Origin of the sequence: Enterococcus sp. FDAARGOS_375 (assembly GCF_002393265.1) — a bacterium.
Lineage (GTDB): Bacteria > Bacillota > Bacilli > Lactobacillales > Enterococcaceae > Enterococcus_D > Enterococcus_D innesii.
Map to the genome: position 1 here is coordinate 3,004,373 of NZ_CP023515.1, position 23,842 is coordinate 3,028,214.

General features: G+C 42.5%; 19 protein-coding genes. 14 read left to right on the forward strand and 5 right to left on the reverse strand.

The window, feature by feature from the left end:
- Window position 1: 1 nt before the first annotated feature.
- Both CO692_RS15660 and CO692_RS15665 read right to left on the reverse strand, forming a co-directional pair.
- Entirely contained in the window at window positions 2-445 is a 444-nt protein-coding gene (locus CO692_RS15660; protein ID WP_077453448.1) for a hypothetical protein, read from the reverse strand.
- Window positions 446-565: 120 nt separating this feature from the next.
- A complete protein-coding gene (locus tag CO692_RS15665; RefSeq protein ID WP_096742659.1) occupies window positions 566-1,093 on the reverse strand; it encodes an HdeD family acid-resistance protein in 528 nt (175 codons plus the stop codon).
- Window positions 1,094-1,230: 137 nt separating this feature from the next.
- On the opposite strand from CO692_RS15665, the gene CO692_RS15670 reads away from it, so the two are divergent.
- Window positions 1,231-1,725 (forward strand): hypothetical protein, encoded by a 495-nt coding sequence (locus tag CO692_RS15670; protein WP_096742660.1) that lies wholly within the window; start codon window positions 1,231-1,233, stop codon window positions 1,723-1,725.
- Between the two features lie 63 nt (window positions 1,726-1,788).
- Here CO692_RS15670 and CO692_RS15675 read toward each other — a convergent pair whose 3' ends face one another.
- Window positions 1,789-2,385, reverse strand: coding sequence for a nitroreductase family protein (locus tag CO692_RS15675; RefSeq protein WP_081118709.1), 597 nt, complete (start codon window positions 2,383-2,385; stop codon window positions 1,789-1,791).
- 113 nt (window positions 2,386-2,498) lie between these two features.
- Window positions 2,499-3,950: an NAD-dependent succinate-semialdehyde dehydrogenase gene (locus tag CO692_RS15680; protein ID WP_096742661.1), complete on the reverse strand. Its 1,452-nt coding sequence runs from the start codon at window positions 3,948-3,950 to the stop codon at window positions 2,499-2,501.
- Window positions 3,951-4,165: 215 nt separating this feature from the next.
- Here CO692_RS15680 and lepB point away from each other — a divergent pair, with 215 nt between their 5' ends.
- The 6 genes from lepB (at window position 4,166) to pheT (ending at window position 16,341) form a co-directional block, all read left to right on the forward strand.
- A complete protein-coding gene (lepB, locus tag CO692_RS15685; protein WP_077453443.1) occupies window positions 4,166-4,714 on the forward strand; it encodes a signal peptidase I in 549 nt (182 codons plus the stop codon).
- Window positions 4,715-4,840: 126 nt separating this feature from the next.
- A complete protein-coding gene (locus CO692_RS15690; protein WP_096742662.1) occupies window positions 4,841-8,458 on the forward strand; it encodes a PD-(D/E)XK nuclease family protein in 3,618 nt (1,205 codons plus the stop codon).
- On the forward strand, window positions 8,451-12,128 hold the full coding sequence (gene addA / locus CO692_RS15695; RefSeq protein WP_096742663.1) for a helicase-exonuclease AddAB subunit AddA: 3,678 nt from the start codon (window positions 8,451-8,453) through the stop codon (window positions 12,126-12,128). The genes CO692_RS15690 and addA overlap by 8 nt, the downstream gene beginning before the upstream one ends.
- Before the next feature lie 67 nt (window positions 12,129-12,195).
- Window positions 12,196-12,516: a winged helix-turn-helix transcriptional regulator gene (locus CO692_RS15700; RefSeq protein WP_005226192.1), complete on the forward strand. Its 321-nt coding sequence runs from the start codon at window positions 12,196-12,198 to the stop codon at window positions 12,514-12,516.
- Window positions 12,517-12,873: 357 nt separating this feature from the next.
- Complete coding sequence (gene pheS, locus CO692_RS15705; RefSeq protein ID WP_096742664.1) at window positions 12,874-13,920, forward strand: phenylalanine--tRNA ligase subunit alpha; 1,047 nt, start codon at window positions 12,874-12,876, stop codon at window positions 13,918-13,920.
- On the forward strand, window positions 13,921-16,341 hold the full coding sequence (gene pheT / locus CO692_RS15710) for a phenylalanine--tRNA ligase subunit beta (protein ID WP_096742665.1): 2,421 nt from the start codon (window positions 13,921-13,923) through the stop codon (window positions 16,339-16,341).
- Between the two features lie 399 nt (window positions 16,342-16,740).
- On the opposite strand, the gene trpS is transcribed toward pheT, so the two are convergent.
- Window positions 16,741-17,748: a tryptophan--tRNA ligase gene (gene trpS, locus CO692_RS15715; protein WP_081118703.1), complete on the reverse strand. Its 1,008-nt coding sequence runs from the start codon at window positions 17,746-17,748 to the stop codon at window positions 16,741-16,743.
- A 267-nt stretch (window positions 17,749-18,015) separates the two neighbouring features.
- On the opposite strand from trpS, the gene CO692_RS15720 reads away from it, so the two are divergent.
- The 7 genes from CO692_RS15720 to CO692_RS15750 all read left to right on the forward strand — a co-directional run bounded on the left by CO692_RS15720 (window position 18,016) and on the right by CO692_RS15750 (window position 23,819).
- Complete coding sequence (locus CO692_RS15720) at window positions 18,016-18,753, forward strand: amino acid ABC transporter ATP-binding protein (protein WP_077453439.1); 738 nt, start codon at window positions 18,016-18,018, stop codon at window positions 18,751-18,753.
- 18 nt (window positions 18,754-18,771) lie between these two features.
- The gene (locus CO692_RS15725) at window positions 18,772-19,581 is read left to right on the forward strand and encodes a transporter substrate-binding domain-containing protein (RefSeq protein WP_077453438.1); all 810 of its coding nucleotides are present in this window, start codon (window positions 18,772-18,774) and stop codon (window positions 19,579-19,581) included.
- An 11-nt stretch (window positions 19,582-19,592) separates the two neighbouring features.
- Window positions 19,593-20,240 (forward strand): amino acid ABC transporter permease, encoded by a 648-nt coding sequence (locus tag CO692_RS15730; protein WP_077453437.1) that lies wholly within the window; start codon window positions 19,593-19,595, stop codon window positions 20,238-20,240.
- 17 nt (window positions 20,241-20,257) lie between these two features.
- Entirely contained in the window at window positions 20,258-20,914 is a 657-nt protein-coding gene (locus CO692_RS15735; RefSeq protein WP_005226185.1) for an amino acid ABC transporter permease, read from the forward strand.
- Window positions 20,915-21,141: 227 nt separating this feature from the next.
- Window positions 21,142-21,957, forward strand: coding sequence for a glutamate racemase (gene racE, locus CO692_RS15740; RefSeq protein ID WP_081118702.1), 816 nt, complete (start codon window positions 21,142-21,144; stop codon window positions 21,955-21,957).
- The gene (rph, locus tag CO692_RS15745) at window positions 21,958-23,310 is read left to right on the forward strand and encodes a ribonuclease PH (RefSeq protein ID WP_096742666.1); all 1,353 of its coding nucleotides are present in this window, start codon (window positions 21,958-21,960) and stop codon (window positions 23,308-23,310) included.
- Window positions 23,307-23,819 carry a metallophosphoesterase gene (locus CO692_RS15750; protein ID WP_096742667.1) on the forward strand — a complete coding sequence of 171 codons (513 nt, stop codon included), beginning with the start codon at window positions 23,307-23,309 and terminating at the stop codon, window positions 23,817-23,819. Before rph ends, CO692_RS15750 begins: the two co-directional genes overlap by 4 nt.
- Window positions 23,820-23,842 lie beyond the last annotated feature (23 nt).

The window sequence follows — 23,842 nt, forward strand, 5'->3', positions numbered from 1 at the left end:
TTTAATGACTGAATTGTGTCGAAGTTGGAAAATCAAAGGCATCGATTTTTTGTAATCGATTTTCGATCCTTCTTAGAATTCCTTCAGAGGATTCTAACGGTTTGATTGCATGATAAGCAGTCAGCAATAGGACTTTTTCTTTAGCAGGACGATTTTCGATGCGATAGATATTTGCTAACCGCTCAACATATTCGTAATGACTATAGTCCGTTTTATTGATCAAGAAATGCAAGAGATCTTTTGCTTTCGCATAGTCTTCTTGAAGATAGAAACTGATCGCTTCTCGATACAATTTGATATCGAGTTCTTCGATTTGGTCTGGATTCGCTTTTAACGCACGCCACTCATTGATCGAGATTTTTCGTACGACTTTGCCAGTTGCATCGGTCAAAAAAATTACCGGCACATCATTTGGATGTTTTGCTTCTTGCTTGATTTTCTTCATGTCGCACCTCCCGCCTCTCAATGGACTGACTGTTTGATATCTCCTATTTTAAAAGGAATAGCGGGAAAAGTCTACATGTAGATGTTAGATTCAAAGGAAATTTTAAAACATTCTCATTTATTAAGCTCTTTTTCGTTGAAAATGGTTAACAGCGTCGGATGCCCCCATGAAAATCAAGATACCACCAAAAATTTGGAAGAACAGGAGCCAAGTCGCAAATGGATTTAAAACAAGAACGAGTCCAGCAGCAATAATCAAGAGACTGATGATTAAGCTCGTGATGTAAGGTAAGCCAATGCGTTTTTGGTTAAAGCTTGCCATTAAGCGGGTGCATCCGCTGATGGTGATCATGATTCCCAAGAAAAATGGTACAATAGCAAGTAACCCTTTAGCAAAAACTAAAATCGCAGCTGCAGCGATCAATAGTAAGATACCAGAGACCGATTGCACATTGCGATAGCCCTTTTGTTTTTCTTTGTAGCTCGTATACAAGCTGATAATCCCTAGACATGCGATGTATCCGGCAACAAGATAAACGATCGTGTTAAAGACAGATCGTGGTGCGATCAAGATAATGAAGCCGAAGACGATATATACGACGGCACGAAGCAAGTCATAGCGTTGTAATTTATCAAAAAATGCATTCATGATAATTCCTCCTTTTTTTCCTATTGTACCGAATTCTGGTGAAAATAGATATCAAAAAACCTAGGAAATAGGCTAAGCCTTTTGTAACAGATCATTTTTTGGTAAAATAGGGAAAAGAAAACAGAACGGAGAGTATTATGAGTGGGTTAACGCTAATGATGTGTGCCTTTACGATTGTTTTGTACCTCTATTTATTGGTGGTACGCAAAGAGATTCACTTTCTTGCTGTTGAGCGCAAACTAAGCAAAATCGCTATTACGATCTTTTCAGTAATGATCATCGGGTCCATGTTGATGATGGGTGACCAATTGGATAATCAGGTGCGAGGAATCGTTTCAGGTTTTGTCTTTTTAAGCTTTGTGCTAGACAGCCGCGGGTTAGCCCTTGATCGAATTATTGTCCATCCAATGAGTATTAAAGGGGTACTGTACCAAGAGATCGATCGGGTCGTTTTATTTCAAGAAAAGGAAGGGCAGCCTATTAAGATGAACTATTTTCGAAAAGGGATGCGGGGACCATTAATGAAATTCAAACAGCCGTTAGCTGAATTAGTGGTTTTTTTGTCGGAGCACTTGAATGAAGGAACGCCGATCGATATTCTGGTCGACCATGATCAAGGAACCAACGACTAAAAGACCCTTGATTGCTGCCGTATGTGGCCGTAATCAAGGGTCTTTTTTAGGTCGCGCATTGGATTAATGGAACACGCGGAAGCGCTCATCATCACTTAGAAATTCTTTTTCGTTCGGTTCGCTTTCTTTTGAACCAAAGACTAGTTGCGCCCGCAGTTGCCAATTTTCAGGAATTGACCATTCAGCTGCAACAGCGTCATCGATGACAGGGTTGTAATGCTGCAAGTTGGCACCTAATCCAGCTTCTTCTAAAGCGGTCCAAGCGTTCGCTTGAGCGATCCCATTCGATTGTTCCGCCCAAACCGGGAAGTTTTCTGCATAAAGGGCAAATTGGTCCTGCAAGTTTTTAACGGTATCTGTGTGAATAAAGAATAAAACGGTTCCGTAACCTGCTTTAAAGCCAGCAAGTTTTTGTTTTGTCGCTTCAAAAGCCTCGGGTGGTGTCAATGGTTCTAACGCAGCCTCTGTTAATGTCCACAGTTTTTCGTGGGCTTCGCCAAATAAAATTACAGCTCTTGGCGATTGTGCGTTAAACGCAGTTGGACTATTTTTCACTGCTTCTTTCACAATGTCTTCGATTTCTGTGTCGGAAAGAGCAACATTTTTACCTAACCCATAGATTGAACGGCGTTGTTTGATCGTATCAAGAAATTTTGTCATCGTATTCCCACCTTTTCTATTGTCTTAAAGTGAAGTATACATTCTTACTTAATGTTAGTAAAACAAAATGCTTTATAAGAAAAAAGTCAGGCAAACGCGCCTGACTTTTTTTCTTACTGGACATCAATGGCGATAAATTTGACAGTCACATATTCTTCGGGACCATATTTGCCATTTTCGCGACCAAAGCCAGAATGCTTGACGCCGCCGAAGGGAGCCGCCGGGTTTGAGATCGCGATGTCATTGACTCCAACCATCCCATATTGGAGGTTTTGGGCTACATCCGAGATTGTTTGCAGATTCGTTGAAAAGAAGTAGGAGGCTAGTCCAAATTCCGTATCATTTGCCGCAGCGATGACTGCTTGTCGATCCGTAAATGAGATCAATGGAATCACGGGTCCAAAGGTTTCTTCATAGTAAATAGTCATGTCAGGAGTGATGCCATCAATGACTGTCGGTGCAAAGAAATTGCCTTTCTCATATTCGCCTTCAGTAAGTTTTGTACCGCCACATAAGACTGCAGCCCCTTTGTTTACCGCATCTTCCAGCTGTTCGATAACTTTTTCAACGCCAGCTTGATTGATCAAAGGACCAACGGTGGGGTTATCAAGACCATTACCGACCGTTACGGTTTCCATTTTCGCTAATAGTTTTTTAGTAAAAGCGTCTTTGACGGATTCTTCGACAAAAATACGATTTGGTGACGTACAAACTTGACCGTTGTTGCGGAATTTAGCTGCAACTAATTTTTCAGCAGCTAAATCTAAATCAGCATCGGCAAAAACAAGAAACGGGGCATGGCCGCCTAACTCCAATGAAACTTTTTTCAGAGTTGGTGCAGCTTGTTCATATAATTTCATCCCAACTTTCGTGGAGCCGGTAAAGGTGATTTTTTTGACTTGTTCATTCTCAGTCAATTCTTTCCCGATTTCAGAAGAATCCCCTAAGACGATATTGACGACTCCGTCAGGAAGGCCCGCTTGTTGAAAAAGTTCACCTAAAGCCAATGCTGATAATGGTGTTTCTTTAGATGGTTTCATAACCAGGGTACAGCCAACTGCCATAGCAGGCGCGATTTTTCTAGCAATCATATTGGACGGAAAGTTCCAAGGTGTGATCGCACCAACAACGCCGATGGCTTCTTTGCGTACCAGCCAATGATTGTGTGCAGGAGCTGGAATCACTTCACCATAGACTCGTTGTGCTTCAGCAGCATTCCAACGGAAATTATCAACGTTGGATTGGATTTCTGCCTCCGCTTCCTTGAATGGTTTTCCTTGTTCCATACTCATAATCTTTGCCAGACGGTCGCTTTCTTGTTCCATTAAATCAGCAATCTTGTTCATCAAATCGGCTCGTTCTCGAGGCGAACGTTTTGACCAATCTGTGAAGGCTTTCGCGGCGGCATCGATCGCTTGCTTTGTTTCATCGATGCCTCCTTGGCTGACTTTTACCAGTTCTTCATTCGTGGCAGGATTGGTAACCGAAACCGACTCTTTTGTTCCTTCAAGCCATTTTCCGTCAATCAATAACTTCGTGGGCACTTGTGGTAACTGTTGGTTCATTTTGGCACTTCCTTTCAATAATGGGTTCTATTTCAACCGTAGCACGGATCAGAATAGATGACAATTCATATGCAAGTCTAATGATTCCCCAAATTTTCATAAAGAACCAGAGAGGAGATGTCCTGCTTCTATCATTTTATGGTAGAATAGAAAATAAGAATGTTTGTTCGATTCTTTTAAAAAAATAGTAAAAACATTCAAGGAGTGAAGGACACGTGCAACAGATAAAAGAGCTTTTAAAAACAGTGGGATTTGTCGTGATCTTCGCCTTATTCCTTTTGTTATTAAGACAATATGTCTTTACCCCAGTTATTGTAAAAGGAGATTCGATGGATCCAACCTTACATGATGGTGAGCGAGTGATTGCTTTAAAGAACACGGAAATCGAGCGTTTTGATATCATTACATTCGAAGCGCCGGATGAAGAGGGGAAAAATTATATCAAACGAGTGATCGGTTTGCCGGGGGATCGGGTTGCTTATCAAAACGATACCCTGTACATTAATGGACAAGCGTATGATGAACCCTATTTGGATGAATTCAAAGCGGCTGTCACCGATGGCTTTCCTTTGACCAGTGACTTTGACATGAGTCTATTTGGTGTGGAAGTCATTCCTGAAGGCCAAGTATTGGTTTTAGGTGATAATCGCCGAATCTCTAAAGATAGCCGTCAATTAGGCTTGATCGATGAATCAACGATTTTGGGTGATGTAAAATTTGTTTTTTGGCCCATTGCCGATTTTGGCATGTTAGGAAAAGATTGAACGAGTATTACCGATTTTGTAACGTGTTTCTGAAAATGACCACTAGACAAAAACGTCGCTTTCGAAGAAAAGCTGCTCATTGTTTTTTGGGGATTTTTTAAAACTATGTAGAGAAGGAGTCCTTTCATGAGTTTACGATTTATCCTTGGTGATGGCCGTTGTCGTCATGATCAAGCTGTGATAGAGCAGGCAAAAAGCTGGTTAGAAAAAGACCATCAAGAAGTGTTTTTCCTCGTTCCTAACTACAATAAATTTGAACGAGAGCGGGAGATCCTTCAATTACTTAAAAATGATCAATTAGGGGATTTCGCTTCCATTCGGGCCCAAGTGTATAGTTTTCACCGTTTGGCTTGGTTTTATTTGCAGCAAACAGGATTGCTTTCTCAAAATGCCATCACTGAAAATGGTGCCTCCATGATCATGCGCAAGCTGCTTTTGGATTTAGAAGAAGAACTTGTCTTGTATCGCGGCGAAATTAATAAAGCGGGGTTTATCCAACAATTGTTGGCTTTTTATCAAGAAATGCATACAAGCCGTTTGGGGATCGAGGATTTATTAGCTGGTGGTGCTGCCCCCAGTGCAAGCCAAGATGAAGAGAAGAAATACAGTGAATTGGCGATAATTTTTCAACGATTTGAACAAGAACTTCTGGGGCGTGCATTACAAGTCGAACAACCGCTCACCTTATTGACACGCTTTCTGGAAGGTTCCTTGCTGGGTGACTCTCGGGTGGATCAAACGATACCAACTGCTGTGTCTTTGAACAAAGCGCCAGATCTTTCCCACGCCTTATTCATTATCAGCGGTTTCTCCGCATTTTCAACCCAAGAGCAACAGTTGATACATGTACTGATGAAGAGAAGTCATGTAGTGATTGATCTTATTTTGGATCGCGGGTACCCACAAGAGATGCCCACGCCATTGAATTTATTTTACGAAGCAGGACGGACCTATTATCAGTTGATCAGTTTTGCCCGAGAAAATCAAGTGAACATTTTCTTAGATCAGAAACTTTCCGTCAACCAAGAGGTGGACAAAGAAGACGAGGGATCGATCCCGCAGGCGTACAAGGAAGTAGAAACTTTTTGGCGCCAGACCCAATCACAAGCCAATTATCATCAGCAGACCTCCGTCAAAGACTTCTTGGCAGTCTGGAAAGTTGGGAATCCCGAAGAAGAGATCCGTCAAATCGCAGCGTCGATCCGCGGGATGATGAGTGATAAGAAACGGTACCCAACATTACGGTATCGTGATATCCAATTATTGATCGCCGAACCAGAAATCTATCATCAGTATATTCCTAAAATTTTTACTGAGTTTGAGATTCCTTTTTATATCGATGAAGAGCAGATGATGGCACAACATCCATTGGTTGAGTTTTTGAATGCTTTTTTTGCTTGTCAATCCTATGGTTTCCGCTTAAATGATATTTTGCGATTATTAAGAACGGAACTTTATTTACCGGCAGTCTATCGCTCCGAAGCAGATTGGCTCGTTGGGCGTGACCAGTTTCGTAAGTTAGTGGATATTACTGAAAATAAAGCATTAGCCCATGACTTTCAAGGAGCTAGCTGGACAAGAAACGAAGATTGGGAACTGATCGAGCATTTACAATCAGAAGAAGAGCAGACGGATAAAGTGGATTTGACGGCGTATACCAACCAGTTGCGTAGGGCCTTTAAGCAAGATGTTGCTGATACTCTTGACTGGCTGACGGCTGCTAGAACAAATCGAGATGCCGTAGAACTGCTGTATCGCTTTTTACTGAATGCCGGTGTCGAGCAACAACTACGGCATTGGCGAGACCAGGCAATCCAACAAGGAAAATTGGATCAAGCTCGCAACCATGAACAAGCATGGCAAGCTTTAATGGATTTGCTAGATGAATATGCCACGATCTATGGAGAAGAGCCCTTTGATTTTGCGCTCTTTGAAGATGTCTTATTGACTGGCTTAGAAAATGTCACATTCGGGAAGATCCCAACAGCGATCGACCAGGTCAACGTCAACCGCCTTGATTTGGCTCGTCCAAAACAAGCGAAGATCACATTTGCACCGGGATTGAATGAAACGGCGTTGCCAAGAAAAATAGAGAACAAAACATTGCTGACGAATGAAGAACGTCAGCATTTCAATCAGTTGTTCAACGGTGAAAAATACCTTAGGGATACAGTGGTGGAAGGCAGTGTCAAAGAGCCATTTGCCTTTTATTCGGTCTTGCTTTCAGCAACGGAACACTTATCACTGTCCTATGCCGTTAATTTTGATACCCAGCAAAACATCAAGTTGTCGCCTTATTTAGACCGCGTGATCAAACATTTGGATGTTCCTCTGCAAGATCGCGGCATTTTAACGCTGACCAGTGACCCGAGAAACTATGTCGGCAGTTACCGTGGCCTGATCTATCAAATCAATAACCTCAGTCAGCAAGCGCAAAAAAACAAAGAGACCTTGCCTCGAGTTTGGGAGCAGCTGAAACAAGCACTGTTACGTTCAAAATTGACTGATTTAGCTGCCCAAGTATTTGAAAGCCAAACTCATCAAAATATTCCGATTCCTTTGTCTCAAGCACAAGCTGCGGCACTATATGGACCGTCGATCTACAGTTCCATTTCTCAGATGGAGACGTTCTATCAGTGTGAATACAAGTATTTCGTCAGCTACGGATTACGGTTAAAAGAACGGGAAGTTTATGGTTTAAATCCAGCGATGACCGGTGAGTTTTTCCATGATGCGTTGGACCGCTTTGTCAAAGTCCTGATTGCTGAAAATATTTCCTTGACCCAGTTAACTGCTGACCAACGCGTGCAATTTGTGGAAGTCGTTTTGCAGGAAATTTTTGGCGAAAGCCGTTATCGCTTACTGACGAGCTCTGCTCGGATGAATTTTATTCGGTATCAATTAGGCAAGACGATTCAGCGAGTAGCGTGGGCATTAGCGAAACAAGGACAAAAAATGCATTTTAGTCCGGAAAAGACGGAGGTACTGTTCGGCCAGATCGCTGGCTCAAATGGGATCAACGGGATCGAATTGCCTTTAAGCTCTGGTGGGAAACTACATGTACGGGGGAAGATCGATCGAGTCGATACGGCGAAAACGGAAGAAGAACAATGGCTTTCTGTTGTTGACTATAAATCTAGCAGCCGAGATTTTGACCTTTCTGAAGCCTACTACGGACTTGCGATGCAGTTGATCACCTATCTCGATGTCGCATTGACGGATGCTGTCCAACTGGTTGGTTCGCCAAATGTGCGACCAGCCGGTGCATATTATCTGCATGTGCATAATCCGCTTTTGGACGGACAAGAAGCCAGTGAAGAAGAACGTTTAAAACGTTTCAAGTATGACGGGTTGTTTATTGACGAACCGGCTGTTTTCCCATTGCTAGATGAGGATGTTGAAGCCAGCAAAAATTCACCGATATTTCCTGTTCGAAAAGACAAAAACGGCGATTATCAAAAAACGACGCAGGCGAAAAACAAGTTTTATACAGAAGAAGAGCTTGAGCTGTTAAGAAGACACAATCGTAAAAACATGCAACAAAGCGGTGAGAAGCTATTAAGCGGTGAAATCGCCTTAAACCCTTCTTATAATTTAAAAGACAAAAAACGGGCGTGTGAGTTTTGTCCGTTTCGCAGCATCTGTGATTTTGATGTATTGTTGAAAGAAAATGAGTACCACCGTTTAGAAAACTTATCTAAAGATGAGATTATCCATCGCTTAAGGGAGGAAGAAGATGAGTAAGATCCCTTTAAAACCGCAAAATGAAACCTTTACGGATACCCAATGGCAAGCCATTTTTGATAAAGGGGATAATATCCTCGTTTCCGCTTCAGCGGGTTCAGGAAAAACCACCGTTTTGGTTCGGCGAGTGATCGAAAAGTTAAAAGCAGGAACGACGATCGATTCTTTACTGATCGTGACCTTTACCGAAGCAGCTGCTCGAGAAATGAAAGAACGGATTCAAGCGGCATTGCAACAAGCCATCAACCAAGAAAGTGATGAGCAAAAACGCCAGCACTTCGTCCGTCAGCTGCAGCTATTGCCGACAGCTAACATTTCTACTTTGCATGCGTTTTGTTTAACGGTGATTCGGCGTTTTTATTATTTGATCGATTTAGATCCAAATTTCCGCATGATGACCGATGAAACCGAAATTTTATTGATGAAAGAAGAAATCTGGACACAGCTGAGAGATCAACAATATGAAGCCAATGATGAAGCCTTCTTTCGTTTGACAGAAAATTTTTCTAGTGATCGTTCTGATGAAGGCGTCGGGGATCTGATCCTGTCTCTTTATGACTTTGCCCGAGCAAATCCGGATCCAGTCAACTGGCTAGCTCATCTAAGTGATCACTATATCGGTAAAGAAACCTTTGCTGAAAATATCCTGTACCAATCGCAAATCAAACCGACTTTGCAAGAAAATTTGAAGACAGCGGCGCATTTGCTGCAGGCGGCGCAAGACTATGCCCGTTCTGATGAAGCGATGGAAAAAGCGGCACAGTTGATCGATACCGAAATGGGAATGGTGGAAACCTTAAAGGCTCTGCTGGATGCAGACGATGTTGATGGCTTCTATGAGCAGATCCAAGTGTTGCGTTTTGGTCGCTACCCAGCTTTTCGCAAACCAGAACAAAAGGAACTCTCTCAAGAAATCAAGCCCTTGCGAGATGATGCAAAAAAATTGGTCGAGCAATTGAAAGTGGCCTTTCCATACCCGCCGGCTGAAATGATGGAACTGCTTCATCGATCAGCACCTGTCGTTGAGAAAATGGCGGCCATGACCGAAGCATTTATGAAAGCATTTCAAGAAAGAAAGCTTTCAAAAGGCCGTTTAGACTTTAATGATTTGGAACATTTTACCTTGCAGATTTTACAAGGTGACGGCAGTGGAAGTGAGGCGTCGGTCTATTATCGGGATCGCTTTGAAGAAGTTTTAGTCGATGAATACCAAGACGTCAATCGGTTGCAAGAGGCAATTTTATATTGGGTGAGACAAGTTGATCATAACCCTGGCAACATGTTTATGGTGGGGGATGTGAAGCAGTCGATCTATTCGTTTCGACTAGCAGATCCGACGCTGTTTATCGAAAAATACTTGGCATTTGAAACGGAGAATGGTGGGCGGAGAATTGTCTTAGCAGAAAATTTCCGTTCTCGCTCCGACGTATTGGATTTTACGAATCTAGTTTTTCAACAGCTGATGGATGAACAGGTTGGCCAAATCCCTTACGATGAGGCGGCAGCCTTGATTACCGGTTTTCCTCATTTTCCAGAAAGCGATGCCTTTGCCACAGAGCTCTTGTTATATGAAAAAGAGCATGAATCTGAAGAACAATTGATCGATGACAAAACAGAAGGTGAGATGCAGATTACTGCATTGAAGATTCGAGAGTTGATTGAATCAAAATTCATGATCTATGACAAAAAAGCTAAAGCGAATCGACCAATCACTTACAATGATATCGTCTTATTGACCCCCACACGTAAAAACAATCTTGTTATCCTAGATGTCTTTAAGCAGTTTGGAATTCCGATGGCGGTCAATGATGCTCAAAACTATTTTCAGGCAACGGAGATCCAAACCGTCGTATCTTTGCTGCAAATCATTGACAATCCGTACCAAGACATCCCGCTTGTGGCGGTCTTGCGCTCGCCAATCGTCGGCTTAACAGAAGATCAATTAGCTGAAATCCGTTTAGCCAATCGTTCCGGCGACTACTACGATGCAGTATTGGATTATCATGGTCAACATGAAGCGTCAAACTTGTGGCAAACGGTGGATGGGTTTTTAGCTAAACTAAATCAATGGCGAGAAGAAGCACGCAGACTGCCGATCCCGACCTTGCTTTGGCAAATCTATGAAGATACTGCTTACTTGGATTATGTTGTGGGACTTCCTGCAGGACAGCAGCGTTATGCAAATTTAGTGGCATTGATCCACAGAGCCGAAAAATACGAAAAGAGCAGTTTCCGTGGTTTGTACCAATTCATACGCTTCATCGAAAAAATGCAAGAAAAAAACAAGGATTTGGCGGAGCCTGTGGCTACTCCTGTAGAAGATGCCGTTCGAGTGATGACCGTTCATGCAAGTAAAGGCTTGGAATTCCCTGTTGTGTTCTTATTGGATACAACAAAATTCTTTAACTACCAAGATTTTCAAAAACGCTATATCTTTGAAGAACAACTGGGGGCTGGAATCCAATATGTGGAACCCACAGAAAATCTTAAATTTGAGACACTGCCGTTTCAAGCCATCAAGCAAGTTCGTTTGAAAAAAGCCTTATCAGAAGAAATGCGAAAATTGTACGTAGCATTGACACGAGCAGAGCAGAAGCTTTTCTTAGTGGGCTCCTACAAAAATCAAGCGGATGCCTTTAAGACGTGGCAATCTGGCTTGACGCAAGCCGAAATGGTTCTTGACCCTGCATTGCGCCTTGTTGCCCGGGGGAGTTTGATGGATTGGGTCGGACGGACCCTGATGCGCCATCCAGATATGGAAGCAGTATTCTCTGAAGCGTCAGAGCGCAAGCGGACGATCGATCATCCTGCTCATTTTCGTCTGTCATGGTGGAATCAAGAAACGATCGCGCAACAAGTCCAAGAGACCCTTGCGCCAGTCGAGGAGCCTAAACGATTGCTTGCGCCAGATAGCAATATCGATGATCTTTTGAAACGCCTAGCCTATCGCTATCCTTATCAAAAAGCGACCCAAACGACTAGTTATCAATCTGTATCAGAATTGAAAAGACTCTATAATGATCCTGATGATCAACAGACCACTTTGTTGGAATGGCGGTCGGTTTCCGAGAAGACGAATCCTCAGCAATATCGCTACGTACAGGATGAATTGGCGAAACCAAAATTTCTGCAAGAGACGAAGCCTCTCGCCAGCAGTATCGGGACCGCAACCCATACGGTTTTGCAAATGATCCCATTGGGAATGACGCCAAATCAAGATACTTTGGAGCTCCTGATTGCTGAACTCGTGAAAAAGCAATTTTTTTCTGAAGAAATCGCCAAAAAAATTGACCGATCGAGCATTTTGTGGTTTTATCAAACTGAACTAGGTGAATTGCTGAATCGATCCTCTGATTTGGTGAAGCGGGAACAACCGTTTTCGATGCTAAAAGAGGCTGATACGATCTTTGAAGAGTTTGACGAACCAGATGCGCCGCTTTTGATCCACGGAATTATCGATGGCTATATTGAATTGGCGGATGAAATCATTTTGTATGACTTTAAAACAGATGATGTTTTCGGTAGTCAGGCTCAGATTGAAAAGAAAATGCGCGAACGATATTATGGTCAATTGAAACTCTATTGCCAAGCATTGGAGAAAGCGTTGAACAAACCAGTGAAACAGACCTATTTAGTGCTGTTAAAACCTAAGATGATCGTGTCATTCTAACTGATCGATCCTAGTTTCTTACAATTCGTAAGTCATATGCTATAATAGGTAAAAGAGGTGATGGAGAATGATAAAAGTAGAATCGGATTATGCCCTTTGTCCTAAATTTGAAAAAGCTTTTTCTATTTTAGGCAAAAAGTGGAACGGCTTGATCATTGATGTCCTTCTTGAAGACGGCAAACAAAGATTTGTTGAGTTAGCAAACAAGATTCCTCAAGTGAGTGATCGGGTGTTAGTCGAACGCTTGAAAGAATTAGAGCGGGAAGAAATTGTCTGCAAAGAAAACAATCTTTACTGCTTGACGCCAAGAGGTATTGCTCTTGAAAAGAGTATGATGAGTGTGAAGCGTTGGGCAGAAACATGGGTACGTGAGGAAGAATGCAGTTGATTTCTCACCAGAAATTAGGTAAACTAACCTTAAATGAATAGTTAAAAAGCGTTGATAGAAACTAGTAATTTGGCTGAATCAGAAAAAGGGAGACTTGTCACAGACTGAAAGCAAGTCCTGCATTCGAAAAATGAATTTCACTTCTGGAGCTTGCTGATTACAGTCAGTCGGCAGTTTTGCTGTCGTTAGCCGAAGTGAGTGCGCGGTTTTTTCGCGAATGAGGATGGTAACACGAGACGTCGTTCCTTTTTTAAGGGATGATGTCTTTTTTTGTCTTTAAATGAATGATATTCCCTTTATTCAGTCAATCCAGTCTTGTTATTCTTACACTATTCACAGTATAGAAGGAGGAAACACATGTCTTTACAAGAAAAATTAGAAGCATTGAAGGAAACGACATTGCTTAAAATCAAAGAAAGTCCAACCTTGAACGACTTGAATCAAATTCGAGTGGAAGTGCTTGGAAAAAAAGGACCCATCACTGAAGTTCTACGGGGGATGAAAGATCTTTCTGCGGAAGAACGGCCGAAGGTGGGGAGCTATGCCAACGAGATTCGTGATATTTTGACAGAAGCGATCGAAGAAGCCAAGACGTCTATCGAAGCAGCAAACTTGGAAAAAGCCCTCGCTGAAGAATCCATCGACGTGACGTTGCCTGGTAAAAAGATGGACCGAGGAACTCGCCATGTGCTGACACAAATCATGGAAGAAATCGAAGACATCTTTGTTGGTATGGGCTACCAAGTCGTTGAAGGCTATGAAGTGGAAAAAGATCATTACAACTTCGAGCGGATGAATCTGCCAAAAGATCATCCTGCCAGAGACATGCAGGACACCTTTTATATTTCAGAGGAAGTGTTGATTCGAACCCATACATCACCCGTTCAAGCGAGAACAATGGAAACCCATGATTTTTCAAAAGGGCCGTTACGGATGATCTCTCCCGGGAAAGTTTTCCGTCGTGATACAGATGATGCGACCCATAGCCACCAATTCCATCAAATTGAAGGATTGGTAATCGATAAAAATATTACGATGGGTGACTTAAAAGGAACCTTAGAAGTCATGATGCAAAAAATGTTTGGGGAAGATCGCCAAATTCGCTTGCGACCAAGCTATTTCCCTTTCACAGAACCATCGGTCGAAGTCGATGTCAGTTGCTTCAAGTGTGGTGGTGCCGGATGTAATGTTTGTAAACAAACTGGCTGGATCGAGATCCTTGGTGCCGGAATGGTCCATCCTAACGTCTTAGAAATGTCAGGGATTGATCCAACCCAATATTCGGGATTTGCTTTTGGTTTAGGTCCTGACCGAGTGGCAATGTTGCGCTACGGCGTGAACGACATTCGCCAATTCTATCAAAATGATGTGCGTTTTATTCGCCAGTTCAAGGGGGAACAATAAATGTTAGTATCATATAAATGGTTAAATGAATACCTTGATCTGTCTGAGATCACACCCAAAGAGCTGGCGGATAAAATGTCAGTGACGGGGATCGAAGTCGAAGGTATTGACGTGCCTGAAGAAGGTTTAAAAAAAATCGTTGTCGGAGAAGTGACCGACTGCCGACCGCATCCGGACTCTGACCATCTATCGATTTGCCAAGTAAATATTGGCGAGGATGAAGACTCACAGATCGTTTGCGGTGCGCCGAATGTCAAAAGCGGCATCAAAGTCATCGTGGCATTACCCGGCTCTCGAATCGCGGGCAACGTAAAAATAAAAAAGGGCAAGATGCGGGGAGAAGTTTCCAACGGCATGATTTGTTCGTTGCAAGAGTTGGGATATGCCGATAGCGTGATTCCCAAAGAATACGCGGAAGGAATCTATTATTTACCAGCAGAAGCAGAACCAGGATCACCGGTTTTTCCTTATCTGGATATGGATGATCACATTATCGAATTGTCGATCACTCCGAATCGTGCGGATGCGTTGAGCATGCGGGGGGTTGCTTATGAAGTCGGTGCGATCTATCGCCAAACACCGAAGTTTCCTGAAATTTCGCTTACTGAAAGTGAAGTAGCTGCTGCCGATAAAATTCAGGTGAAGGTCACTGAAGCAACAGATGCACCCGCCTACCAAATTCGAATCATTGATGGTGTAACGATCGCCCCAAGTCCACAATGGTTGCAAAATCGCTTGATGAATGAAGGTATTCGTCCAATCAACAATGTCGTGGACGTGACGAATTATATCTTACTATTATTTGGCCAACCATTGCATGCCTTTGATTATCAAAAGCTCGACAGCAAAGAAATACTTGTCCGTCGTGGTAAAGAAAATGAAAGTTTGGTGACTTTAGATGGAGAAACACGTCAGCTTTCCCCAGAAGACATCGTTATCACCAACGGAACCACGCCCGTTGCGCTCGCAGGCGTCATGGGAGGGCTTGATTCAGAAATCACGGAAAAAACGACTACAGTCGCTTTAGAAGCGGCCTTGTTCGATCCGTTAGCGATTCGTTTGACCTCAAAGAAATTCAATTTAAGAAGCGAATCCTCCGCTCGTTTTGAAAAAGGGATCAACCAAGCCACGGTTGCAAAAGCTTGTGATGCAGCAGCAGCACTGATTGCGGAACTTGCTGGTGGAACGGTCTTAAAAGGGGCAGTAATAGGTTCCCAAGTAGCAGTAGAACCTGTTGAGGTTACAATCACTTTAGCTCGAATCAATAGCTATTTAGGCACAGAAATCACTGATGAAGAAGTGCAAGAAATCTTTGATGCATTAGGCTTTGGTCATCGTCAAGAAGCAGACAGCTATATTGTTTCTGTCCCACCTCGTCGTTGGGATATTACGATCGAAGCAGATATCATTGAAGAAGTGGCGCGTATTTACGGTTATGATCGTTTGCCATCGACTTTACCGCAAGGAGAAACGGTTGCCGGTCATCTAACCAAAGCGCAACGTCTGACCAGAGAAGTTCGGACGCTATTGGAAGGCAATGGGGTCAGTGAAGCCATCAGCTATGCTTTGACAACGGAAGAGAAGGCACAACAATTTACGAATAAATCGAGCCAAGTGACTCGATTGGATTGGCCAATGACCGAAGAACGTGCCGTCTTGCGCTTGAATCTGATTTCAGGTTTGTTAGACGACGTTGCGTACAACTTGGCACGTAAAAACAATCGTGTTGCTTTGTATGAAATTGGTCGCGTCTTTTATCAGACAGGCGACAGTAAACACGAGCTGCCAACAGAAGTCAATCATTTAGGACTAGCATTGACAGGGAATATCCATGAGAAAGACTGGCAAACCCAAGCTCAAAAAGTTGATTTCTTCCATTTAAAAGGCATTTTAGAAAATCTATTTGATTCGTTGGTATTAACCGACCGTATTCGTTATCAAAAAACGGCAGCTATCAAAGAGATGCATCCTGGTCGTACGGCAATGATCTTGCTAGATGACCAAGAAATCGGCTTCTTGGGACAAGTCCACCCATCGATCGCCAAAGCCTATGAAGTGAGTGAAACGTATGTCGCTGAATTGGACTTGGATCAACTGCTAGCAGCGAAAACTGAGCAATTGGTCTATCAACCGGTCTCAAAATTCCCATCAGTAACGCGGGATATGGCACTCTTGCTTGATGAAGCAATCGACAACCAATCAGTGATGGAGATTATCCGTGAAAGTGCCGGTCGCTTCTTAAGTGATATTCGCTTATTCGACGTTTATCAAGGGAAGAACATTGACGCAGGCAAAAAATCATTAGGATATAGCCTGACGTTTAGCAATCCTGAAGCTACTTTGACGGATGAAGAGATCAATCAAGCAATCGCAAAAATTACTCGTAACTTAAAAGAGAAAGTTCAAGCAGAAATCCGTTAATAGAAGTATGAAGAAAAACGTTCTCCACCTTGAAAAAAATGAAGGTGGGGAATGTTTTCTACTATTATAATAGATGTTCAGATGACGCAAAAATGTTAGGAGTTGGATTGGAGCCGTAAAGTATCTCACTATCAAAGGCAATCCAGCTTTTTTGATCTGTTCTTTTTTTAGCGCTGTCAAGGTTGAGAAAATGATCCTCTAATCAGCATTTTCGAAGTTATTTTTAGGGCAATTTTCTAGGTTTTTTCGCAAGAAATCGCATCAAATAAAGTTGCCTAATGGATCGGTCTGTGGATGAAGTTTGCTCGTGAAACCTAACACAGAGTGTGCTCGTAGGTTTAGCATTAAATTGTATTCTCGATTTGTGAACAAATAAATAAGCCGCTAAGGCTTATTTTTTTAAGCAAAGTAATTGATGCCCATTGCATTTTTGACTTCAGCTAACGTTTGGGCGGCAACTTGTTCTGCTTTTTCGCTACCAAGTTTTAATAAGTTCATCACTTCACCGGGATCTTTCGCAAAAGCTTCACGTCGTTCCCGAATCGGTGCAAATTCGGCTTCCAGAACATCGATCAAATAGCGTTTGATTTTGACATCTCCTAATCCGCCACGGGTGTAATGTTCTTTTAATTCAGTAATTTTTTCTTTTTCGGTACCAAATACATCAAGATACGTAAAGACCATATTGCCTTCGACTTGTCCGGGGTCTTCGACATGGATGTGATTTGGATCAGTGTACATGCTCATCACTTTCTTTTGTAACACATCAGCTGGATCTGCTAAATAGATACCGTTATTTAGTGACTTACTCATTTTTCCATTGCCGTCGATCCCAGCCAAACGTCCCATACCTTTTGGCGGTAAAACAGCTTTTGGTTCGACCAATACTTCACTATACGTAGAATTAAAACTATGCACGATTTCTTGTGTTTGTTCCAGCATTGGTTTTTGATCTTCACCAACGGGGACTAAGTTTGCTTTAAAAGCAGTGATATCCGCTGCTTGAGAGACTGGATAGATGAAGAAACCAGAAGGAACGCCTTCGCCAAATTTCTTTTGTTCAATTTCTGCTTTGACCGTCGGGTTGCGTCGCACGCGTGCTACACTGACTAAATTTAGGTAGTACATCGTCAATTCAGAGAGTTGAGGGATTTGCGATTGAATAAACATCGTTGTTTTTGATGGATCCAATCCAACGGCTAAATAATCCAAAGCGACTTCTAAAATATTCGCTGAGACCTTCTCAGGTGTTTTCGCATTATCTGTTAGTGCCTGCATATCAGCGACCATGATATAAAGCTGATTTTCAGGGTCAGCTTGCATTTCGACCCGTTTTTTTAAAGACCCCACATAATGGCCAAGATGCAGTTTGCCAGTTGGGCGGTCGCCAGTTAAAATCGTATTCACTTTTTTTCCACCTTTACCTTTGTTATATGGTTTATCTTACCTTTTTTTAGCAAAAGAAACAACAGGTTCTCCTTGTGATCTGTCGAGGTTAGAAAAATTTTCATGGACAAAAACCTCACATCAAAGTAAAATAGCACTTGTCTTTTCAGAAATAAGGGGGGAACATTGGAAAAGCACCTTTACAAATGAAAAAAGATTGGGCTATAATATGAATCAAATCTTTCCATTTACTCATTTAATTTTAAAAATAGCTAGGAGTGTGAATCAATGGCAATGATCGAATTTAAGAACGTAGAGAAATATTACGGAAAGTTCCATGCATTAAAAAACATCAACCTTGAATTTGAAAAAGGTGAGGTCGTTGTTGTTATCGGACCTTCAGGTTCTGGTAAAAGTACAATGCTCCGTACAATTAATGGACTAGAAACCATTTCAGGTGGTCAATTGTTAGTCAACGGCAAGAACTTATTTGATAAAGATGTCAAAATGACAGAAGTTAGAAAAAACATTGGTATGGTGTTTCAACATTTTAACTTGTATCCAAACAAAACCGTGTTAGAAAACATTACGTTAGCGCCGATTAAAGTATTAAAACAAAATGAGCAAGAAGCCATCAATTTGGCGGAAAAACTACTTGATCGAGTTGGGATGTTGGATAAAAAAGATTCTTATCCGTCTATGTTATCCGGTGGACAACAGCAGCGGGTCGCAATTGCCCGAGGCCTTGCGATGAAACCAGAGATGCTGCTTTTTGATGAGCCAACTTCAGCATTGGACCCAGAAATGATTGGCGATGTACTAGATGTCATGAAAAAAATCGCCAGTGAAGGAATGTCCATGATCGTCGTTACCCATGAAATGAGCTTTGCTCGTGAAGTAGCAGATCGAATCGTCTTTATGGCAGAAGGCCAAGTGCTAGAAGATCGACGGGATGTCGATGGATTCTTTGACGCACCAAGGGACGAGCGTGCAAAACAATTCTTGAGCAAAGTCACAAATCATTAAGCGACAGGAGGAACCTATATGAAAAAGAAAATTTTTTCTTTTCTAGTTTTAGCCTTTGCCCTTGTGACTTTCTCAGGTTGTAAAGGACAAAGTGCCGCAGATATTGATATTTTAGAAAACAGCAAAGAGACGAATCAGATCGTTTGGGGCGTAAAAAACGATACCCGTCTATTTGGGTTGATGGATATCGCGACTAGAGAAGTACGTGGCTTTGATATTGATATCGCTCGTGCGATCACTGAAAAAATCTTAGGGCGTGATGGCAATGCGATTTTTGTTGAAGTTACCTCAAAAACTCGGATTCCGCTTTTGAAAAACGGCAATATCGATGCGATCATCGCAACGATGACCATCACGGAAGAGCGTAAAAAGCAAGTTGACTTTTCGGATGTTTATTTTGATGCAGGACAATCTTTATTGGTCGCAAAAGATAGTCCAATCCAAGGGATTGAAGATTTGACCGCAGACACCACTGTATTGGTCGTGAAAGGCTCTACGTCAGCTGTAAACATTCGTGAGGCTGCACCAGAAGCGCAAATCCTAGAACTTGAAAATTATGCAGAAGCCTTTACTGCTTTGCAATCAGGACAAGGGGATGCTATGACTACGGATAACGCAATCCTATTAGGGATGGCGAGTGAAAATCCAAATTATCATTTAGTTGGCGAAACATTTACCGAAGAGCCTTATGGGATTGCCATCAACAAAGGTCAAAAACCATTTCTAGATGCTGTCAATCAAGCCTTGCGGGAAATGCGTGAAGATGGAACCTATGATGAGATTTACAACAAGTGGTTCCCTGAAGACGAATCAGGAAAAGTAGATTAGGAGGAAACTGAATGGTTGAATTATTTCAAACCTATACCGGTCAGTTTATTGAAGGCTTTAAATATACAGTCATGGCGAGTTTGATCGCACTGTTTTTTAGCCTTTTGATCGGAACTTTAATGGCAATTTTTCAGTTGTCAGACAATCGCTTCATCAAAGGGATCGCCAAAGCATATGTCGAGTTTTTTAGAAATATTCCCTTATTGATCATCGTGATGTTCTTTTATGTTGTTGTGCCAATGTATTGGGTCTCTTTTGACGGATTTCAAGCTGGAACGATTGGTTTAACGATCTATACATCGGCATTTATCGCCGAGACGATCCGTTCAGGGATCCAAACGGTTCCTAAAGGACAGATGGAAGCTTCCTTGTCTTCTGGCTTTACTTATAGTCAAGCGATGCGCTACATTATTTTGCCTCAAGCATTTAAAATCGTTGTGCCGCCACTAGGCAATCAATTTATTAACCTCGTCAAAAACTCCTCAATTTTAGCGATGGTCGCAGGATTAGATATCATGTATCAAGGGGATTTGATCGCAAGCGAGACCTTCAATACATTTGATACCTATATCATTGTTGGTCTTTTCTATTTGATTATCACCCTGCCATTGTCTTATTTGATGGTTTACTTGGAACGGCGTTGGGCTGTCCGCTCATAGAAAGGAGCTAAAGAACTATGGATTTTTTTGAAGCTTTTTCAGCGATTAACATTCGCTTTTTGATCGATGGCTTACGTGTTACGGTTGAAGTGTCGATCCTCTCGATCTTATTTAGCTTTATTATTGGAGGAATCGCCGGTATTTTACGCTTCAGCTCGATTCCGGTCTTTTCTAAAGTACTAGGTGTCGTGATTGATGTTATTCGTAACTTGCCTTTGCTTTTGATCATTTTCTTCACTTACTTTGCCTTGCCACAGATTGGCATCCGCTTTAACATTTTTTGGTCAGCGGTGGTGGCGTTGACGATTTTTGAATCAGCGATGCTTTCTGAGATCTTTCGAGCGGGCTTGAATTCTGTGCCAAAAGGTCAGATGGAAGCTGGTTTATCAACGGGATTAAGTTATGTTGAAGTATTGCGCAGTATCGTCGTGCCACAAGCATTTAAAGCGATGTTGCCAGCGATCGTCAGTCAGTTGATCTCTTTGATCAAGGATACATCACTAGCCGTGATCATTTCTTTACCAGAGTTGACCCATCATGCCCGGATCATTTATGGTCAAAATACAAACTATGTTTTGCCAATGTTTTTGGCAATGACTGTTTTATACTTTTTGGTTTGTTATGCACTGTCATTGCTTTCAGGTTTTTTGGAAAAACGTCAGTACGATTACTAAAAATGAACAATCGACAAAAATCCCCGCGATCGGTCTTTCAACCATGCAAGTGCAACTTGCTGGTTGTGAGCCAATGGTTGGGGCTTTTTTTGTACCGATTGGTATTTTTTTGGGAAAGCTTTCTTTAGCAAACGAAAGGAATACTTGAAAAATAGACAAAAAAAGTCCAAAATGAATAAGAGAGAAAAATGCATCAAACTCTTTCTTTCATGTAAAGGATGGAAACTATGACAAACAACAGACCAATTGGCTTTATCGATTCTGGTGTTGGTGGGTTGACGGTCGTCAAAGAGGCAATCAAACAACTGCCCAACGAATCGATTCTTTATCTAGGCGATACTGCCAGATGCCCTTATGGCCCAAGACCTGCTGAGCAAGTCATCGAGTATACGTGGCAAATGACCCGTTTTTTATTGGAAAAAAACATTAAAATGTTGGTGATCGCCTGTAACACAGCAACAGCGGTCGCTCTTGAAGAAATCAAAGAACAACTGGATATTCCAGTGATCGGCGTGATACTGCCTGGCAGTCGAGCAGCGGTCAAAGCAAGCAAAAATCAACGAATCGGTGTTATTGGGACAAACGGAACGATTAAAAGCGACTCGTACAAGCGCGCCCTTCATGGGAAAGCCCCCCATGCGTCAGTCGTCAGTTTGGCTTGCCCAAAGTTTGTACCGATCGTAGAAAGCAAACAATACCATAGCTCGGTCGCCAAGAAAATTGTGGCAGAAACGTTACGCCCCTTGAAAAACAAGCGGTTAGATACGGTGATTCTGGGCTGTACCCATTATCCTTTATTGCGCCCTTTGATCCAAAATGAATTGGGGGCCCATATCCAGCTCATTGATTCAGGGGCAGAAACGGTGGGGGAAGTCAGTACCTTGTTGGACTATTTCGCCATTGCAGCAACGAGCCAGGACGATCCGCACCCGCAGCATGCATTTTTTACTACTGGTTCACCGAAAATATTTGATGAGATCGCCAATGATTGGCTTGATTTAGACACGATCTCATCGGTTCACACTGATTTAGGAGGCTTTTAAATGCGACATGATGGCAGAAAAGAAACAATGTTAAGACCAGTTAAAATTCAAACCAACGTCTACAAACACCCCGAAGGATCGGTTGTGATCTCTTTTGGTGACACAACCGTGATCTGTTCGGCAACGATTGAAGATCGGGTCCCTCCGTTTTTACGAGATACGGGAAAAGGCTGGGTCACAGCCGAATACAGTATGCTCCCACGAGCGACCAACACTCGTAACCGTCGAGAAAGTGCCAAAGGCAAGCTTTCTGGTCGTACAATGGAAATCCAACGGCTGATCGCTCGTTCCTTGCGAGCTGTGGTCGATTTAGAAAAGCTAGGAGAACGCAGTATTGTGGTCGATTGTGATGTCGTTCAAGCAGATGGTGGTACCCGAACAGCTAGTATTACCGGCGCATTTGTTGCGTTGCGTTTAGCTATCGATACATTGTTGCGTGACAAAGCATTGACGGAAGACCCGATCAAGGAGCATTTGGCAGCCATCAGCGTTGGAATCTTACCAGATGGCACCTGTGTGACTGATCTCGATTATCAAGAAGATTCTTCAGCTGCTGTCGACATGAATTTGGTGATGACAGAATCCGGTCGATTTGTCGAATTGCAAGGAACTGGGGAAGAAGCGACCTTTGATGGTCAGCAGTTGAATGAGATGCTGATCTACGGAAAAACAGCTATCGAAGAATTGATTGCCTATCAAAAAGAGGCACTGTTTTTACCAGATGAACCCCCTTATGAGATTCCCGAAAAAACGATCGTCATTGCCACAGGCAATCCAGGAAAAGCCAAGGAATTTAAAGCCGTCTTTGGGGCAGCAGGGTACGATGTCCGCACCTTGAAAGATTATCCTTCCTTGCCGGATGTTGAAGAAACCGGCACCACATTCGAAGAAAATGCCCGCCTTAAAGCGGAAACTATCGCCAGAATTTTGGGAAGACCGGTGTTGGCTGATGACTCAGGACTGAAAGTCGATGCATTAGGGGGACGCCCAGGCGTGTACTCTGCTCGATTTGCCGGTGAGCAAAAAAGTGATGCTGCCAATAATGCAAAATTGCTTTATGAATTGACGGATGTCGAAGATGACAAACGCAGTGCTCAATTTCACTGTACGTTAGTTTTCGCAGCACCAGGAAAAGATAGCTTGGTGGTTGAAGCCCAATGGCCTGGGAGAATCGGCCGTATCCCTCGTGGAGAAAATGGGTTCGGTTACGATCCATTGTTTATTCCTGATGGTTCAGAGCAAAGCGCAGCCCAAATGAGTCAAGAAGAAAAGAACCGAGTGAGCCACCGTGGTCAAGCAATCAAAAAACTCCAAGAACAGTGGCAGGTGTGGCTAGAAGGAGAAAATGTATGAAATATTTAGTTGTCAGTGACAATCATTCAGATCGTGAGATTCTTGTTGATCTTAAAAATGAATTCGAAAATCAAGTCGATTTATTCCTGCATTGTGGAGACTCTGAACTGCCTGATACAGATCCTTTATGGGAAACATTCCAAGTCGTTTGCGGCAATTGCGATTACGGTGGTGGTTTTCCCAATGAGCGTATCGTTAAAACGTCGCTGGATACCATCTATATGACCCATGGCCATTTGGCGGATGTTCGTTTTGGCGTAACCAAATTAGGATTAAAAGCGCAACAAGCAGATGCCTCGATCGCTTTGTTTGGTCACACGCATCAAATTGCTTGTGAGAAAGTCGGGAATCGACTTTTCTTGAATCCTGGCAGTGTTTCCCAACCGCGAGGGCAAATTCAAATCAAAAGCTTTGCGATTATTGAAAGTACGCCAGAACAATGGGCAATCCAATACTATGATCGTTCCTTTCATAAAGTCCCAGAGCTAGCTTTCGTTTTCACACGTTAAGTAAGCGGAATCAAAAAGTAAAA